A 16,560-nucleotide genomic window follows, 5' to 3' on the forward strand; every position below is an offset into this window, starting at 1 on the left:
GCCCGAGATCGGATCGAAAACGGTGAGCGTCATGGTGGCCTCCGGGCGTAGTCCGAAAGATGCCGGGGGAATGGTTAACGAGGGCTTAAGCGCGTTCCTGAACGACCGGCGGCCGGGCGTAATGCTGAGACGCTGAGATTGGGAAGTCGATTGGTAAAGGGGCGTTCGTAACGCTACCTCAGACCTCGGACGCGCTGCCAATCACTCAGGGCACGGCTTCGGGCATCGTAAAGCGCGCGAAGTCTGGTTCCCTCTTCCCCACGGCCCTCTGGTTGGGCCGAGATTGCATTGACCATCTCGTCACCAAACCGTGCCGCTAGCTCTGTGGCCCAGGCTTCGTCAGCGGCATAGAGGCGACTAGCTGTAACCGATAAGAAAGGGACGGGCCTCGGGCGTGCTTTCGCATTCATCATGCGCGCTGGTACGGCAGACGGATCATCTAGGTTTCAAAAGTGAATACAATATTTCAATCTATTATGGCATCGCTTGTGCCAATCAATCAAATTTGCAGGCAGCCCCGCCCAGGCCGACCCTTAGGGCAGGCGTTCCAGGCGGCGAGAACAAAAAGCCCGGCGCGCCATGACAGCGGCGGGGCTTGAGAAGAAAAATTAAGAGCCGGCTGCTACTGCACTGAACGGATGGTGACCGGATACGACGAAGAGTTGAAACACGCCGCTTATGTCGCGGCACTTCACGGCTTTAAGGCATTAGCCGAGAGCCTCGGTGTTTCGAGGGAGAGTTTCGAGGTGATCTTGCGAGAGGTTGCCGCTGAAGGGACGACCTCGACTACCGGCTCGTCTGAATGGCAACTCACCGCAATTCGCCGCCTTACCGTCAAGAAAGCGGCACGACAGTTTAAGGCGCCCTAGTCAAAACCAAAAACTACCCGCGGCGTGAGCCGGGCGGGTTAATAACCGTTCTTGCAGAAATTCATCTGTACGCCCCGATCGGGCCGTAAATAGCTAAGTCCCGTCCAAGTTACACTCGTTCTGAGCTTCCTCGTCCGCGCGCTTCGCTTTACGCAATGCTGCGCGAATTTTGGCTCGTCCTTCTTTAATTGCCTGAACTCGCGCGCTTCGCTTCGCTTCGCTTCAGCATCAGGTGAACGGACCGGTGGGGTTTGCTCAGTCATCGGCCTAATGCTTCCCGAAAGCAGTCGCGGCGATTGTCAAATGCCAAGGCCCCGACCGAGGTGAATCTTGTGAATTCACGGTGCTTTTCTATCAAGAAGACCGACCTCCGGAAAGGCATGTACCGAATCGAAAGAAAATACCCCGCTCCGGCTTTCGCCGGGCGGAGTCATATTGTGCTCTCGGGACGACCGGCACACGGGGTCGCGCGTCGGGTGGACCAGTGCCGCATGAAAAGCCCCCGCGCCGCCTCAGCCGACGGGTCATGATTACTCAGAGCACTATAGCCCTAACGAGAGCCATTATTTGGGCTTGTCGCCAGGCCCCCATCCCTTCGCTTTGATGATCTGCACGATCTTCGTCTGCATCTCGGGCATCAGGCCCTGCATCCACTGTGTCGTGCCGGCCATCTGAGCCTGAACTAGCTGAGGTTGTGCTGCGGCAAGGCGGCGGCCAGCCGGAGAGGCATAGAACGTTCCCACCGCCTGCAGATCCTCTTTGCTGAGGACACTTGCGAAGCTGCGTGCCTGGATATCGAGGAGTTCGTCGTAATGGGCCGTCAACATTGGAAGTACGGCCTCTTGAACGATGACCTGAGCCCGATCAGCTTCCTTGATTCCCATCTGCTGCATCATGCCGGCCATGGGGGCGGCCATTGAGGATAGCGTAGTCGCGCGATCCCCCTGCATCTGGGTCACGACCTCACGTGCCACCTTTAGCGTCGCCGGATCTTGTGCCGCCGTTGCAGCAGGCTTGGCCGCTGGCGCTGCTGCTTGGGCAAGCGCTTCCGATGCGAGGGGAATGCACAGGGAAAGGCCTGCGATTAGGGGGCCCAAACGGCCGATACGATTCTGCAAGAGGTTTCCTCCAGTTGTGGAACTGCAGAGGTAGGGCAATCCAAACGAAAAACCCGCCGCGGCGTCAGCCGGGCGGGCAAGGTCGGTCTCCAAGGCTAGAGGCTTGAGGCCATCTAGCATTCGATGCATTGTCACATTGCGGGAACGCGATGGCGTCGCGTTTCAGCAGCCCTTTTTGGCGTTTCCTCCCTAGACTCGGGTCGCTCTTCGGGGCGGCCCTTCTTTTTGGGAGCCCCTCCCTAGCAGCATACCCCCTATGCGAAAAGTGGAATCCCGTACTTAGGTATTTGGGTCGCGGGCACCATACGAAAAAACCCGCCGCAGCGTGAGCCGGGCGGGTCAGTTGTTCAGAGGAGCATGAGGGAGGACAAGCTCTCTCAGCGCCATGCACGGGGTGTGCCGGGCGTTGGCGGAGGTCGCTGGCAGGCCGCTTCTTAGCAAAGCACCGGTCGAAGTCCTTCAGCCACCCAATGTAGGTCGGGCGACAAAGCGACCAATCCCGCAACGACGCCGACCGCATTTGCCCAGGCCAGCACGATCCGGAACCGTGTCCATTTCGGCACGCCGACGCCAATGATGTTCGGTGCCGCGACCAGCATGAAGATGCCGAGCGCGATCACCTTCCGATAGTCGCCCTGAAGCTGGACAAGCGAGGCATTGAGGCTGGTGAGCTGCGCCCGATAGGTTCCGCGGTCCGCGGTGGAGGCCAGGGCCGTGCCCAGTCGGGCAACCTCTTTTCGCAGGGAGGCGAATATAGAGGCATTGGCAGTTAGGGTGACAGGGTTAGTCGCCAGATTTTTGATGCCGCTGGCGGTGCCTCCAAGGTCATTTGCGGCCCCACTCGCTTCACGGAGCTTCGTGGCAGTGTTCGATGCCTCCTGCCCAAACTACGCAGAGGCGACACGTGCGGCCTGAAGCAAGCTCGCCATACGCGCGGCGTTCTGCTGGGTACCGGCGGTGAAGGTATCGTTCTGGGACGTAGGGGCCGGTGAGGGGGAAGACGCTGGCGGGAGGATCGTCGGAGCAACCCGGCTCGCGAGTAGAGGAGTCGTCGGCGGAGACGCATCGCCACCACCTCCGCCCGCCGGTGGGCACGGAGACCTGGTGCCGAAACATGCGGCAGCGGCAGCCGACGCGGCGGCTTCTGTAATGGCGCAGGTGAAGGAACTAACGTTCTTCGTCGTGTCGCCGAGCCGCTTCCCAGCCTAGAAAAGCCGCGAGGTGCCGCGCGCCGCCTGGGACATGGAAGTGCCCATCCGGTTCGCCTGCGTCTGAGCGTCGGCTATCTAGCAGGCCGCTGAAGAAGTCTGATTTGGATCTTGTCATGGATGATGTCGGCTGTTTTGGCGGCGACCGGCGCCTTCGAGGGGGGGGTGTCACCTTCGGCGGCCTCTCCGTTTCAGGAGGTGGGCCCCGGCCCCGGGCTTTCCCCTCATCCCGTCGCCTTGGCCAGTAGCCTGCTAGTGGTCAATGTCTGACGGATTGTATCCGCCCTGAACGCCCGAGATGGGTGGGAACCCTCTAGTCAGCTTCCGAGTGAGAATGCAGCGAAGCGGACGTTGCCACCACGCTCGATCACGACCCAGCTCGGACGTTGCGGCCGGGCCGACCCTTTGTTCTCGACCTGGCGCACAGCAGCGATGATGAATGGCTTGGTGGAACGGCTTTCACACGGACTGCTTACAAAGCGCCGAATAAGGAAGGCAGATATTCGAACGAGCGAGAGCGATCGACGGCTTTGTAGCCAGTCAACTCGCGATGGGGCCACCGTCTGTGTAAGGCGGCTTTCCTTATCACCGGCCTATCCATCTCGTTGCATAACGAAGGAGACGGCCTCGTTCACGGCATCGGGCAAAACGGTCATGTGCGTTCGTCCGGAAATCAGCCGGAACTGGCTTGTTAATCCAGGGATCTGACTAAGCCGGTCTGCCATGGCACGGGTAAGCTCGACCGTCCGCGCTGACTTCAAGCGGTCGAGGCGTGCCTCGCGATCGGGCGCCTCGCGCTGAAACGGGGCGAGTTCTTCTTCGAAAGTCCCCGCGAGGAGAAGCGTGCGGACGCGGACGGAGGGACCAGCTTCGAGGCGCTCGATGCTCTTCAGCAAGACGAGATCCTCCCAATAGATGGATGGGCTCGCCGCGACCCAGTGCGAGAACAGTGTGGGCATATGGGCCAAAGCGTAGAGGACGAAGAGCCCGCCGAAGGAATGTCCGAACAAGCCCTGCCGTGACGGGTCGATTCGACAGCGCTGCGCGATCACGGGCTTGAGGTCATCGACGACGAAACGCAGGAACCCCTCGGCGCCCCCCGTCCTCAGCACCGGCTCGTCGGGCGTGGACGTCGGGTAGGACCGGCCCGGCGGAGGCGTGTAATCCCAGGAGCGGCGCCGGCTGTCATAGGCCTCGTCGCCTGGGTATCCGACCCCCACAATGACGAATCGAGACCCGATCCCGGTTGCATCCGGATAGGGGGCCTGCACGCGCTCGATATCGATCGCAGTGGCCGTCACCGCGTTACCGTCGAGGAGATACAGGACGGGCCAGCCGGCGGCCGGCGGCTCGCCGGGTGGGATGTAAAGCGTGATCCGCCACGGGGCCTGCCCTTTGTCGCCCCCGAGATCGAAGCTGACCGCGCCGGCGAGCCGTGCGGGCTCGTCCGGGCCGGCGGCTGCCATCACCGAACGCTGCTCAAGCGTCAGCGAGGCTGCCGCCAGAAGGCCCGCAAGGGCACGTCGCGAGACGAGCGTCGTCACCGGACATGGTCCTGGCAAGTCTCGATCATCATTCACATAGATCCTGCAACGGCGTCACGGAAGATCACGTCACCACCGGTAGATCAGGCTGCCGATGACAGTGGCCGGTGCGCCCCGATAGCAGAAGCCGGCTTGGCAGGTGAAGTAGTCGCGGTCGAGGACATTGTTAGCGTTCACCTGCGCACGGAAGCCCTTATACTTGGGATCGAGGGCGGCAAAATCGTAGGCGAGCAGCACATCGAACAGCGTCACGGTCGGGTTACGGACCGTGTTCTCGTCATTGGCGAAGCTGTTGGCGTTGAAGCGGAGGCCGCCTCCGAGCGTCAGTCCGCGCAAAGCCGAGCCCGGCGGGAACAGGTAGGTCAGAAAGCCGGTGAACGTATCTCCCGGAATGCCGGAGAGCGCGTTGCCGTCCAGGGACTGGCCCGCGAACGAGGTCTGGCTGAGATAGCGCAGGTCGAGATGGGTGTAGGCAAGGGTCAGGTTGGTGCCGGGCGCGAAATTGGCGATCGCCTGCATCTCGAAGCCTCGCGACTCGACGGCGCCCGTCGCCACCTGGAAGGCGACGTTGTTCGGGTCCGTGCGCAGCACGCTGCTCTGGACGATGTCGAAGCCGGCAAATCCCGCCTGGATGTTCGTGCCCGGAATCAGGTACTTGATGCCCGCCTCGATCTGATCGCCGGTCGCCGGCTTGAAGGCGCGCCCGGCGACATCGACGCCCAGCTGCGGCGCGAAGGTGGTCGCGTAGCTGGCATAGGGCACCAGCCCGGGGGCCAGGAGATAGTTGAGGCCGATGCGGCCGGTGAAGGCCTGGTCGTTCTGCTCGGTTGCGGCGGCTGTGGTCGTGTTCTGGGACACCCAGTCGTAGCGGCCAGTCAGTGTGATCACGAAGCGGTCGAATTTGGCCTGCTCCTGCAGGTACAGCCCGACCTGATCCTGGCTCTGCGCGGTGCGGGGCCCCAGCACCGGCGCCAGGATCGGCTGCTGACCGTAATTGCGCGTGACGAGGTTGAGATCGGGGGCCGCGCCGAAGCCGAAGCGGTAGTTGAAGTCGGAATGCGCGTAGTCGAGCCCCGCCACTAGCGTGTGCTGGACCGGCCCGGTGGTGACATGTGCCTCGATCTGGTTGTCGAGGGTGAACTGGCTGAGGAACTGCCGGGAGTATCCGGTCGACCGGCTCGCGCTCAGGCCGTCGGGGCTGAGCATGGCGATCGACGCGTAGCGATAGTCGTTGCTGATGTCGTAGAAGCGGAAGTTCTGCCGGAAGACCAGATCCGGATCGAAGCGGTGCTCGAACGCGTAGCCGACGCGGCCCTGCTGCTGTTTGAAGTCGTTGAAGGCCGGATCGCCCGAATAGATGCGGGTCGGTCGCAGGTTCTGGTTGAAGAACGTCGTCGAGCCCGGAAGCTTGGTTTCCTGGTACTCGCTCAGGAACGTGAAGGTCGTGTCGGCCGAGGGCTTCCAGGTAAACGACGGCGCGATATAGCCCCGATCATCTGAGCCACCGGGGATGAAGGTGTCGGACTGCCGCTTGATGCCCGTGACGCGGTAGGCGAGCGTGCCACCCGTGCCTTCGACCGGGCCACCGATATCGAAATTGCCCTGGTAGAGGTCGTAGTTACCGACCTGCAACTGGACCTCGCCGAAGGGCGTGAAGACCGGCCGCTTCGTGGTGACATCGAGGATGCCGCCGGGCGAGCCGAGGCCGTAGAGTCCGGAGGCCGGTCCGCGCAGGATCGTTGCCGCCTCGATACCGTAGGGCTCGATGCGGGGCACCGTCAGACCCGACGCCACCTGGCGCAGGCCGTCGCGGAAGATGCCGTCATAGGTCAGACTGAAGCCGCGCACAAAGAACGAATCGAAGCGGGGATCGAAGCCGAAGACGTTCGAGGAGACGCCGGCCACGTAGCCGATGGCCTCGTTGAGGGTCTGGACGTTGCGGTCGTTGAGCGCCTCGCGGGTGAGCACCGTGACCGATTGGGGCGTCTCGAGCAGCGGCGTGTTAGTCTTGGTCGCCGTGGGGCTGATGCGGGCGGTGTAACCGGTCACCCCGGAAGGGCCACCCCCGCCGCCACTGGTCGCCGCCGTACCGCCATCCCCACCGCTGAGATTGGCCCCGCCCCCCAGCACGGGCGCAGGTGCCGTACCCTCGACCGTCAATTGGTTGAGCTGCACGCTCACTTCCTGTGCCGTCACAGGTCCCGTGAGGGCGGTCGTGGCAAGAAGCAGAGCGAAGAGCGGGGGGCGATGGGACATGGAGCACGCTGGTAGGCGCCTCAAGCGGCGCAGTGACCGTTCCATTGCTTTTGTTGCGTTGCGAGGCAAGGCGAAAACGTGATAGAAAGCACACACTTAGAGCACTTCAAATCTGAAGTAATTCTAAGTTGATGCATGGCTGCGATGGCAAGAGCGCTTTCACAACCTCTACGTTTCCACCTGCGCGAAAGATCGAATGTCCGCCTCTGGACGGTGGGGCAACTGGCTCAAACGGCGTAGTCGTGTCGGACGCAGCAGGGCTGCATTTCAAGCCTGGCAGCTGCGTTGCACACATCCCGAACGTCTGACCGGTAATGCGCAGGCTACGTTCGCAGCACCCCTTCTCTCTCTGCCGGCATGGGCCGGTTGGGAGATGAGAGATGGGACATTCAGAGCACGACCCAGCCTTCAAGAGCCGCCGACCGTGGAACGCAGGACGCAAGCTCGGCGCCAAACGCGCGCTCAAACCACAACAGGTTTGGGCCATCCGTTTCTGGCTTGATGGAGAGCGGCGCGTACGCGACCGGGCCATGTTCGACCTCACCATCGACAGCAAGTTGCGCGGTTGTGACATCGTCAAATTGAAGATCGGCGAGCTTGTCAGTGGCGGGCATGTGCGGGCGCGCGTCATCGTCGTTCAGCGAAAGACGGGGGCGCCCGTGCAGTTCGAACTGCTTGAACCAGCACGTACCCGCATTCTGACTTGGTTGGGGTGCCGAGGGGGCGGGCTTGACGATTACGCCTTTCCCAGCCGGATCGACCACGAGGCGCACATAAGCACCCGGTAGTACGCCCGCTTGGTCGATGAATGGGTGACGGGCATAGGGCTACGGCGCGAGGACTACGGCACACATTCTCTACGCCGTACAAAGGCGGCATTGATCTACAAGCGAACCGGCAACTTACGCGCTGTGCAGATTCTGCTTGGGCATACGAAAATCGAGAGCACGGTACGCTACCTCGGCGTGGACGTTGAAGACGCGCTCGCTCTGGCAGAAGCGACCGAAATCTGAATCCCGGCCTCCTCAGCGGCAATGTTGAGGAGGCCATGCAGGCTCCAGGAATGCGGCGCATCTGAAGCCGTCGTTTACCCCGACATGATGCCGTCCCAGATATAGGCGTTCTCGAACCAATCCAGCCTTTCCGCCCCGGGTGGATTTTTGCCCATCCGCTTTTAGAGGCCGTAGCCACAAGACCGGACTTTCACCTAGGCCAAGCTGTTCGATGGAGTTGCGCCCGACCCAGTTATTCGCTGGCTTGCAGCGGTATTTTCGGAACGGACCTGGGCTGGCTCTTAGGCGCAGTGTGAAGCAACCGCGCAAGCGCTGACGTCAGGCCTGCCGGACGGCGGCAGCGGCGTCGGCCAATGCGCCTCATCCCGCGCGGTCGCAGCACATGCGGAGCATCAAGGCCCTGTAGATGGCCTGCGCCTCCTCGATCCGGTCGACGAGGCAGTACTCGTCCGTCTTATGGCACTGCGCCGGCTCGCCGGGTCCTACGATCACCGTGGCGACTCCGTCGAAGGCCGGCACAAGAGCCGACGCATCGGTGAAGTAGGGTGCCCCAGCTGGTTCCGCCGACGCCCCAGTCCGCTCGCGCAGCAGCGTCAGGAGCAGGGCGGCGGACGGATCGTCCGGCTCGGTAGCGAACCCAGGGAAGCTTGTGACAACCCGGATCTCAGCCTCCGGTCCGAACAGGCGGCTGAGTTCGGCGATCAGCGTTTCGTGCTTCTGCTCCGGCAGGGTCCGGATATCCACGGTGAACTCGACGAAGTCAGGGACGGAGTTGATGTTTTCTCCGCCGCGGATGGTGGTGACGCAGGCCGTGGCGCTGCCGAGCAGTGGGTGGCGGGCGCCGAACTCGTGGCCCTCAAGTCTCCGGATCCACTCCGCCGCCTTGCTGATGGCGTTTTCGCCCTCATGCGGCATTGAGGAATGCGCTGTCCTCCCGCGCGCGGTTACGATGACGCGGAGAGAGCCCTTATGGGCGAATATGGGGGCATTAGACGTCGGCTCGGCCACTATCAGGAGTTCGGCTGGCCCGAGGACTTTCTCACGGCCGACATGGAATGCGCCTTCACATCCCGTCTCTTCTCCGGCGGTGATCACGAGCGTGACACCGCGGTGGAAGCTAAGCCCGTCCCCGATCAGGTTGCATGCAGCCGCGATGAACGCCGCTACGCCGGCCTTCATGTCGCTGGAACCGCGGCCGTACAACCGGCCATCTTGCACGACCCCTTCGAAGGGTGGGAATTGCCACTCGTTCGACCCAAGTGGCACGACGTCGATGTGCCCAGTGAAGCAGAGCGGCTTGCCACCGGCCGTCCCAGGGATGCGCGCGACCAGTGTTGGTCGGTCCTTGGCAAATTCGTAGCTGGCAACGTCGAACCCGTGTTCGGTCAGCAGCCGGGCAATGAACTCGGAACATTCCTTCTCATCGCCTGGAGGATTGATCGATCGGAACCGGATGAGCTGCTTCGAGAGTTCGAGACCGTTCAGGGGCATTGGTGCTTCCACATGAAGTTTCGCGTCGTTGCCGGCCGCAAGTTCGATGTACCCAGGTTAGACGATGAAGATCCTGCGTCTTCATCAAGAATGACCGCTATCGGGTAGGACCCAAGGCCGGTCGGGCGACCAGCAAGAGTCGCAAGTAGCTGGCCCGTTTCCGAGCAGGTAATTGGGCGATACTCGCAGCTCGTCTGAATTGACTTGAATCGGTTCCTACAGAACCTGGGACAGAAACTGTCGCGTGCGCGGATCGACGGCGGACGAGAACAAAGTCTCGGGCGGCCCGTGCTCGACGATGACACCGCGATCGGTGAAGTAGACGTGGCCGGCGACCTCGCGCGCGAAGTTCATCTCGTGGGTGACGAGAAGGCAGGTCATGCCCTCCTCTGCCAATTCGCGAATGGTGACGAGAACCTCCTTGACCGTCTCGGGGTCGAGTGCAGCTGTGACCTCGTCGAACAGCATCACGTCCGGCCGCATCGCGAGCGAGCGGGCGATGGCCACGCGTTGCTGCTGCCCGCCGGACATCTCGCCGGGATAAGCCGCTTCCTTGCCGGCGAGACGCACCTTGGCAAGGAGAGCGCGTGCCCGGACCTCGACCTCGCGTCTGTCCTGGCCCAGCACGTGGATCGGCGCCATCATGACGTTCTCCAACGCCGTCTTGTGCGGGAACAGGTTGTACTGCTGGAACACCATGCCGACTTTGCGTCGCAAGGCCAGCTTGTCGAGCTTCGGGTCGACCACTTCGATCCCGTCGACCCGGATGGTGCCGGACGTGACCGGAACGAGGGCGTTGATGCAGCGGATCAGCGTCGACTTGCCCGATCCCGACGGGCCGATGATGCAGACGACCTCGCCCCGGCGCACGTCGAAGCTGATCCCCTTGAGGACCTCCACCTCACCGAAGGACTTGTGCACGTCGAGCAGCTGCACGATCGGTGGGCCGGAGGAGGAGACACCCACCATCAGAAAAGCACCATCAGAAACGCACCATCGGACACCCGGGCCTCACGCTGTCTCGAAGCGCCGCTCCAGGCGCGCGGTCAGCCGGTCGATCGGGTAGCAGTATAGGAAGAAGCAAAGCAGGGCGAAGCCGTAGAGGGGGGCGAACAGCTCGGGCCGCCCGCCTTCGGCGGCGTGAACCTGCGCCGTCAATGTCAGCATCTCGGTGACACCGACGATGGAGGCCTGCACCGTTGCCATGGCGATCAGAGCGTAGACGTTCATCCACGGTGGCAGCATCCGCTTGAGGCATTGGGGCAGGATGATGCGGAACAGGGTCTGGCGCCGGGTGAAAGCCAGGGATTCGGCCGCCTCCCACTGTGTGGCCGGCACCGAGCTCACGGCGCCGCGTACGATCTCGGCGACGTTGGCCATAACCGGCAGCGCGAACCCCACCGTCGCCTTGACCCAGTCGGGCAGCGGCACGCGCAGGCCGAACACCGTGACCTGAAACGGCACGAGAAACATCATAAAGAACAGCAGTACCAGCCAGGGCACGTTGCGGAAGAGCTGTGTCACGCCCCAGGCGATGCGTCGCAGGACCGGCCCCTCGCTCACTAGGGCGAGCCCCAGCCCGAGACCCGCCCCCGTGCCGAGGAGCATCGCCACAAGCGAGATCGCGACGTTGAAGGCAAAGCCCGTCAGCAGAAGCGGCGCCCAGCGCAGAACGACCTGAAGCGGCGACAGCACGGCGTCCGGCCCTTGCGCGAAGGCCGGCACCACGAGGACGAGGCCGGCGAGCCACGCCCCGAGAAGCCACCCTTGAGCCGGGCGGAGGGTGAACCGGGTCCGCGTACGCGAGACCCGGAACGGCAGCAGGACCGGCAGGTCGCTTGCAGGCGGCTCCGGCGCCCTCACCGGCTGAAGCCCGGGATCCGCAAGGCCCGCTCCCAGCGATGCATGATCCAGACGAGGACACCGACCAGGACCGCGTAAGTGACGAGCAGCACGATCATCATCTCAAGCACGTTCTGCGATTCCGACCAGATCTGCTTCACCGCATAGAGCGTCTCGGGCACCGCGATGGCGTAGGCCAGGGTGGTGGTCTTGAGCAGGTTGATGAGGTTGTTGTTGAGGGCCGGCAGGCAGACGCGGAGCGCGAGCGGCAGCACGATGTAGAGGTAGGCCTTCAGGCGGGTATAGCCGAGGGCCTCGGCCGCCTCGATGGTGGTGCGCGGCACCGCTTCGATTCCGGAGCGGAAGATTTCGACGTTGAAGGCGCCGGCGAACAGGGACAGCGAGACGATGGCCCATTGCACGTTGTCGAGGATCGGCACGCGCAACCCGTCTGCGGTTTGGGTGGCCGGCAGCAGGGTGCCCAGCCCGAAGTAGAAGAAGAAGATCTGCACCAGGGGCGGCGTGTTGCGGAACACCACGACGAAGCCGTTGACGAATCCGCGCAGGAGCCGCGACGGGCCGCCCTGGAGGAGTGCCCCGACTGCGCCGATGACGAGGCTCGCCAGGATCGTCGTCACCGCCAGCAGCAGCGTCGTCTTCAGGCCGTTGACGTAGCGGTCCCAATCATAGGGGTCGTAGAAGACCGTGAAGTTGAAGCCCGTCGTGTCGTAAAAGGTCCGGAACTTGTTTGGGACGGCGTCCATCGTGTTCCTCAAGACGGCGGGGCATTCGGCCCGGCGCGGCTCAGTTGGTCGCGTTCTTGTACTTCTCGTGCATCGCCTTCGAGTATTCCGTCGGCTCGATGCCCCACTTCTTCTCTGATTCGACGATGAAGCCGGACTTCATCCAGTCCTTGGTCGTAGCTTCCATCATGGTTTGGAGGGAGCCGTTGCCGGGCGCCACCGCCATCATCCAGGGGGCGTCGAGGATACCCTTCAGCGGCAGGGCGTAATCCGCCTTCCAGTCGGCGTCGAGGAGCTTCCCCTGCAGCATGCTCTGATCGTAGACGTAGCCGAGGCAGTTGCCCTGCTTGAGGGCGAAGAGCGGCTTCTCCGAGCCATCGAAGGCGACGATTTCGACACCGTAGGTGCGGGCCACGTCCTTGTTGTACCAGGCGCCGGAGGTGGCGCAGAGGGGCTTGCCCTTCAGCTGCGCCCAGTCGGTGATATTGGCCTTCTTGGGCAGCATCACGTTGACGAAGTCGGAATAATATTGCGGGTCGATAGCCTGCACCACGCGGCGGCGCTCCGGCTTGTCCGAGATCGTGGCGATGAGGAGGTCGACCTTGCCCTGCTGCAGGAACTCGATCCGGTTGGAGGAGACCACCGGCACGAGTTCGAGCTTCACGCCGAGGCGCTTGGCGACGTCGGCGGCAAGGTCCGGTTCCATTCCGATGATCGCTCCGCTCGGATCGCGAAAGCCGAAGGGACGGTAATCCGCCTTCACGCCGACGATGAGCGTCCCGCGCTGTTTGATCGCCTCGATCCCATCCGCAGCCGAGGCCAAGGAGGCAGGGAGCAATGCGGTGGCGGCGAGCAGGCCGCAGCCGAGGAACGCCCTAGTCAGCTTACGCATCGCACCACATCCCTGCTTGGTTCATGCCGATCGACCGGAAATCAAAACCGAGACCCGACGATCCCTCTTGGAGCAGATTGCCTTGTCCGGTCCGAACGGGTCAAGCAATCGGCAGGCCATCACTGGGGGGCTCAGCCGAACCGTCCGAGCGAATACGGTGCGAGATCGATCCGCCCGCTGGTCTGCACCATCTCGTTCGCCACGGCCTCGCCGATCCCGGCAGAGTGCTTGAAGCCGTGCCCCGAACAGGCCGAGACGACGAGAACCCGGTTCATCTGTGGATGGCGGTCGATGATGAAGCCGCGGTCGGGGGTCACGGTGTAGAGGCAGGCGGCGGCCTTGGACACTCGCCCCGTCGCGCCGGCGAGCCGGCCCGACACGTGGTGCCGGTACATGACGGCGGATTCCTTGGAGCTCACGATGCGGTCAAAGGCCTCGGCCCGCGTGGCGGTCTCGTATTGTTCGGTGGCGACCTTGACCTGGACCTCTCCCGGCAGGGGCGGGAAGCCGTAGAGGTAGTCCATGTCGCCGGAACCGTGCATCCAGATGAAGACCGGCGACTCCGAGCCGTAGGCCGAGGCGTCGTCGAGGGCGTACCAGTGCAGGAGTTGGCGGCTGACCGTGAGCAGCTCCGTGAACGGCGCGCCGAGAAGAGGCGCGGTCCAGGCCCCGGCCGAGACCACCACCTGATCGGCCAGGACGACGCCGTTTTCGGTCTCGATGCGGACCCCGCCCAGCCCCTGTTGGATCGACAGCACCGTCGTCCCGGTGCGGATGTCGGCGCCGAGCTCGCCGGCCCGGCGCAGCTGTGCAGCGATACAGCGCTCGGGGCGCACGTAGCCGCCGCCAGGCTCGTAATAGGCCCTCTCGTCGCCGCCGAGATTCAGGAATTGCGGGAAGCGGCGCGCGACATCGCCTCCGTCGAGGACCTCGTGCGGGATCGCGAAGGCCCGTGCGGCATCGATCGAACGCCCGACGAAATCCGGCTTGCCGTGATGGGAGGTGTCACCGCTGCCCGGCCCCATCACCAAGGCGCCGCATGCCGTCAGTAGCGTCTCGCCGGTCTCCGCCTCCAGGGTTCGCCAGATCCGGTGCGAAGCCAGGACGAAGGGGACGTAGTCGCGGCCCTCCCCGACGGCCTGCCGGGTGATGCGGCTCTCTCCGTGGCTCGACCCCAGAATGTGTGGCGGGGCAAAGCGATCGAGGCCAACCGCTTTCGCGCCCTGCAGCCCCAGTTGATAGAGGGCCGCGCTTCCCATGGCGCCAAGGCCGACGACGGCGATGTCAAAACGGTCTTCCATCGCAGGATGCGCTCCGGTTCGTTCTCAAGCCGATCTTCTGCAACGCATGCGAAACCCCGAGCTTCCGAGGGAAGATCGCTACCGAGCGCGGGACGGATCGATCACCAGGATATACTCGCACGGGTCCGTGCCGAGATTCGTGAACGCGTGCCCGGCATCGGCTTCGAAGTACAGGCTGTCCCCCGTCTCCGCGACGACGGTCCGGTCGCCGATCACGGCGCGCAGGCGGCCGCGCAGGATGTAGATGTATTCCGAGACGCCAGGGCGATGGGCCGTGAATTCGCCCGTGCTGCCACCGGGCGGCAAGGTGTTCAGCACCAGATCGATGCCTCGGCCCGGTAGGACCGGCGACAGGCAGCGACGCAGGAAGCCCGATTCTTCGTCCCGAAGGATGGGTTGGCGACGCGCCGGGATCAGCAGGACTTCGAGTTCGGTCGCCGGGGCCATCAAGCGCGAGAAGGTCACGCCGAGCGCCTCCGCCAGGCGGGAGAGTACAGCGGTCGAGGGCACCGCCTCGGCGCGCTCGATCTTCGAGATCATCGAGCGGCTCACGCCGGAGCGCGTCGCCAGCGCCTCTAGGGACAGGTGGAGTTCCCTGCGGCGGCGACGGATCTCCTCGGACACGTAGGCCTGGGAACTCGTTTCGGCCGCTGTCTGCGCCGGGGCAACCATCTCCCTCACCGACATGCCGTCATCCACTCCCATCCTCCCGGTAGACCGGCAAGTAGGGCCGTGCGGGTCAGCTTCGCCCCTGAATAGGGGATCGTCCTGACGTTTGCACGCGCCCCATCCCGCGACGTCCCGGCTTTCGCCGCACGGCCGGGCGCCGTCGTGCGCGCCCGGGGCGCGCCAAACGATCGCTGCCGCATCTGGCACGGCGATTGCCTCCACATAAGTGGAATTTTCTCCAGTTCGGTGGAGGGTCGAAGGCCATGGCGAGTACGGCGATTGTGATGGAGACCGAAGGCGGTCTCGACCGGCATGAGGTCTCGCTCGCGGACCGACGACAGATTGTCTGGTCGAGCGTGATCGGCACGACAGTCGAATGGTACGACTTCCTGATCTACGGCACCGCCAGTGCCCTGGTGTTCAACAAGCTCTTCTTTCCGAGCATCGACCCCGTCGTCGGGACGATAGCCGCCTTCGGTTCCTACGCTGTCGGATTCCTGGCACGCCCCCTGGGCGGCATCGTCTTCGGCCATTTCGGCGACAAGATCGGTCGAAAGGGCATGCTCTCCCTGACGATCATGATCATGGGCCTCGGCACATTCCTGATCGGCTGCCTTCCGACTTATTCCCAGATCGGCGTCTGGGCACCGATCCTGCTCGTCACCCTGCGACTGGTTCAGGGCATCGGTATCGGTGGGGAGTGGGGCGGCGCGGTCCTGATGGTGGTCGAGAGCGTACCGGCCCATCGGCGGGGCTTCTTCGGAAGCATCGTCCAGCTCGGCTATCCTTTGGGCGTCATTCTCTCCATTGGAGCCTTCGCTTTGGCCGGGCTGATGCCCGAGGCCGAGTTCCTGGCCTGGGGCTGGCGGCTACCGTTCCTGGCGAGCGCCTTCCTCGTCGGTGTCGGGCTCTTCATCCGGCTTCGCCTGCACGAGACACCCTCGTTCCAGCGCGTGAAGCAGCGCGCTGCCGTGGCCAAGATCCCGGTCGTCGAGATCCTCACGGAGCATCCCCGCACTTTCCTGAAGGCTGTCGGCCTGAAGGTGTCGGAGATCGCCTATGTCAGCATCGTCACGGTGTTCTCGATCTCCTACGTGACGGGGCAGCTCGGATTGCCACGAAGCGTCATCCTCAACGGCATCCTGATTGCAGCAATCATCGAGCTCTTCACGATTCCCGTCTTCGGATGGCTCTCGGACCGCTATGGCCGACGCACCCTATTCGTCGTCGCCTGCCTGTTCTCCATCGTTTTTGCCTTCCCGCTGTTCCAGCTTCTCGACACCCGCGATCCGACCGTCATCACGCTGACCGTCGCGGTGGCCCTAAGCTTCGGCCAGGGCATCATGTTCGGGACGGGCGCGGCCTGGATGTCGGAGCTGTTCGATGCGCGCCTGCGCTACAGCGGCGCCTCGCTCGGATTCCAGGTCGGAGCAGCCCTGAGCGGAGGCTTCACGCCGCTCATCGCCGCCGCCCTGTTGACCTGGAGCAGCGGCGCGACATGGCCGATCTCGGTCTACCTGATCGTGCTGGCCTGCGTGACGCTGGCCGCTGCGTTCCTGTCGCCCGAAACCGCTCGACGACAGATCGACTGAGCCGCTGGACCGCCCGAGCTCG

13 protein-coding genes and 1 pseudogene are annotated in these 16,560 nt (G+C 63.6%); 3 read left to right on the plus strand and 11 right to left on the minus strand.

Translation table 11 applies throughout. From position 1 onward, the window contains the following. The first annotated feature begins 638 nt into the window (after positions 1-638). Entirely contained in the window at positions 639-869 is a 231-nt protein-coding gene (locus tag ACYQOP_RS09655) for a tautomerase family protein (RefSeq protein ID WP_461222227.1), read from the plus strand. A gap of 563 nt (positions 870-1,432) precedes the next feature. Here ACYQOP_RS09655 and ACYQOP_RS09660 read toward each other — a convergent pair. The 4 genes from ACYQOP_RS09660 to ACYQOP_RS09675 all read right to left on the minus strand — a co-directional run bounded on the left by ACYQOP_RS09660 (position 1,433) and on the right by ACYQOP_RS09675 (position 6,995). Further along, on the minus strand, positions 1,433-1,987 hold the full coding sequence (locus ACYQOP_RS09660; RefSeq protein WP_461222228.1) for a DUF2059 domain-containing protein: 555 nt from the start codon (positions 1,985-1,987) through the stop codon (positions 1,433-1,435). A 434-nt stretch (positions 1,988-2,421) separates the two neighbouring features. Next, the gene (locus ACYQOP_RS09665) at positions 2,422-2,607 is read right to left on the minus strand and encodes a hypothetical protein (protein ID WP_461222229.1); all 186 of its coding nucleotides are present in this window, start codon (positions 2,605-2,607) and stop codon (positions 2,422-2,424) included. 1,181 nt (positions 2,608-3,788) lie between these two features. Then, entirely contained in the window at positions 3,789-4,739 is a 951-nt protein-coding gene (locus tag ACYQOP_RS09670; protein WP_461222230.1) for an alpha/beta hydrolase, read from the minus strand. Between the two features lie 69 nt (positions 4,740-4,808). Next, positions 4,809-6,995, minus strand: a complete 2,187-nt coding sequence (locus ACYQOP_RS09675; protein WP_461222231.1) for a TonB-dependent siderophore receptor — start codon at positions 6,993-6,995, stop codon at positions 4,809-4,811. Between the two features lie 380 nt (positions 6,996-7,375). Here ACYQOP_RS09675 and ACYQOP_RS09680 point away from each other — a divergent pair. Then, positions 7,376-8,008 (plus strand): annotated as a pseudogene (locus tag ACYQOP_RS09680) (tyrosine-type recombinase/integrase). A 360-nt stretch (positions 8,009-8,368) separates the two neighbouring features. Here ACYQOP_RS09680 and ACYQOP_RS09685 read toward each other — a convergent pair. From ACYQOP_RS09685 to ACYQOP_RS09715, 7 genes are all read right to left on the minus strand, one after another. After that, positions 8,369-9,499 (minus strand): M20 family metallopeptidase, encoded by a 1,131-nt coding sequence (locus tag ACYQOP_RS09685; RefSeq protein WP_461222232.1) that lies wholly within the window; start codon positions 9,497-9,499, stop codon positions 8,369-8,371. A 216-nt stretch (positions 9,500-9,715) separates the two neighbouring features. After that, on the minus strand, positions 9,716-10,468 hold the full coding sequence (locus tag ACYQOP_RS09690) for an amino acid ABC transporter ATP-binding protein (RefSeq protein WP_056426272.1): 753 nt from the start codon (positions 10,466-10,468) through the stop codon (positions 9,716-9,718). A 42-nt stretch (positions 10,469-10,510) separates the two neighbouring features. Further along, positions 10,511-11,362: an amino acid ABC transporter permease gene (locus ACYQOP_RS09695; RefSeq protein ID WP_461222233.1), complete on the minus strand. Its 852-nt coding sequence runs from the start codon at positions 11,360-11,362 to the stop codon at positions 10,511-10,513. Then, a complete protein-coding gene (locus ACYQOP_RS09700; RefSeq protein WP_461222234.1) occupies positions 11,359-12,105 on the minus strand; it encodes an amino acid ABC transporter permease in 747 nt (248 codons plus the stop codon). Before ACYQOP_RS09700 ends, ACYQOP_RS09695 begins: the two co-directional genes overlap by 4 nt. A 40-nt stretch (positions 12,106-12,145) precedes the next feature. Then, positions 12,146-12,976: a transporter substrate-binding domain-containing protein gene (locus tag ACYQOP_RS09705; protein WP_461222235.1), complete on the minus strand. Its 831-nt coding sequence runs from the start codon at positions 12,974-12,976 to the stop codon at positions 12,146-12,148. Between the two features lie 131 nt (positions 12,977-13,107). Then, a complete protein-coding gene (gene solA / locus ACYQOP_RS09710; RefSeq protein ID WP_461222236.1) occupies positions 13,108-14,277 on the minus strand; it encodes an N-methyl-L-tryptophan oxidase in 1,170 nt (389 codons plus the stop codon). Positions 14,278-14,355: 78 nt separating this feature from the next. Further along, complete coding sequence (locus ACYQOP_RS09715; RefSeq protein ID WP_461222237.1) at positions 14,356-14,964, minus strand: helix-turn-helix domain-containing protein; 609 nt, start codon at positions 14,962-14,964, stop codon at positions 14,356-14,358. Positions 14,965-15,230: 266 nt separating this feature from the next. Here ACYQOP_RS09715 and ACYQOP_RS09720 point away from each other — a divergent pair, with 266 nt between their 5' ends. Next, positions 15,231-16,538, plus strand: a complete 1,308-nt coding sequence (locus ACYQOP_RS09720; protein WP_461225266.1) for an MFS transporter — start codon at positions 15,231-15,233, stop codon at positions 16,536-16,538. The last annotated feature ends 22 nt before the right edge of the window (positions 16,539-16,560 follow it).

Source organism: Methylobacterium sp. CM6247, from assembly GCF_054817925.1.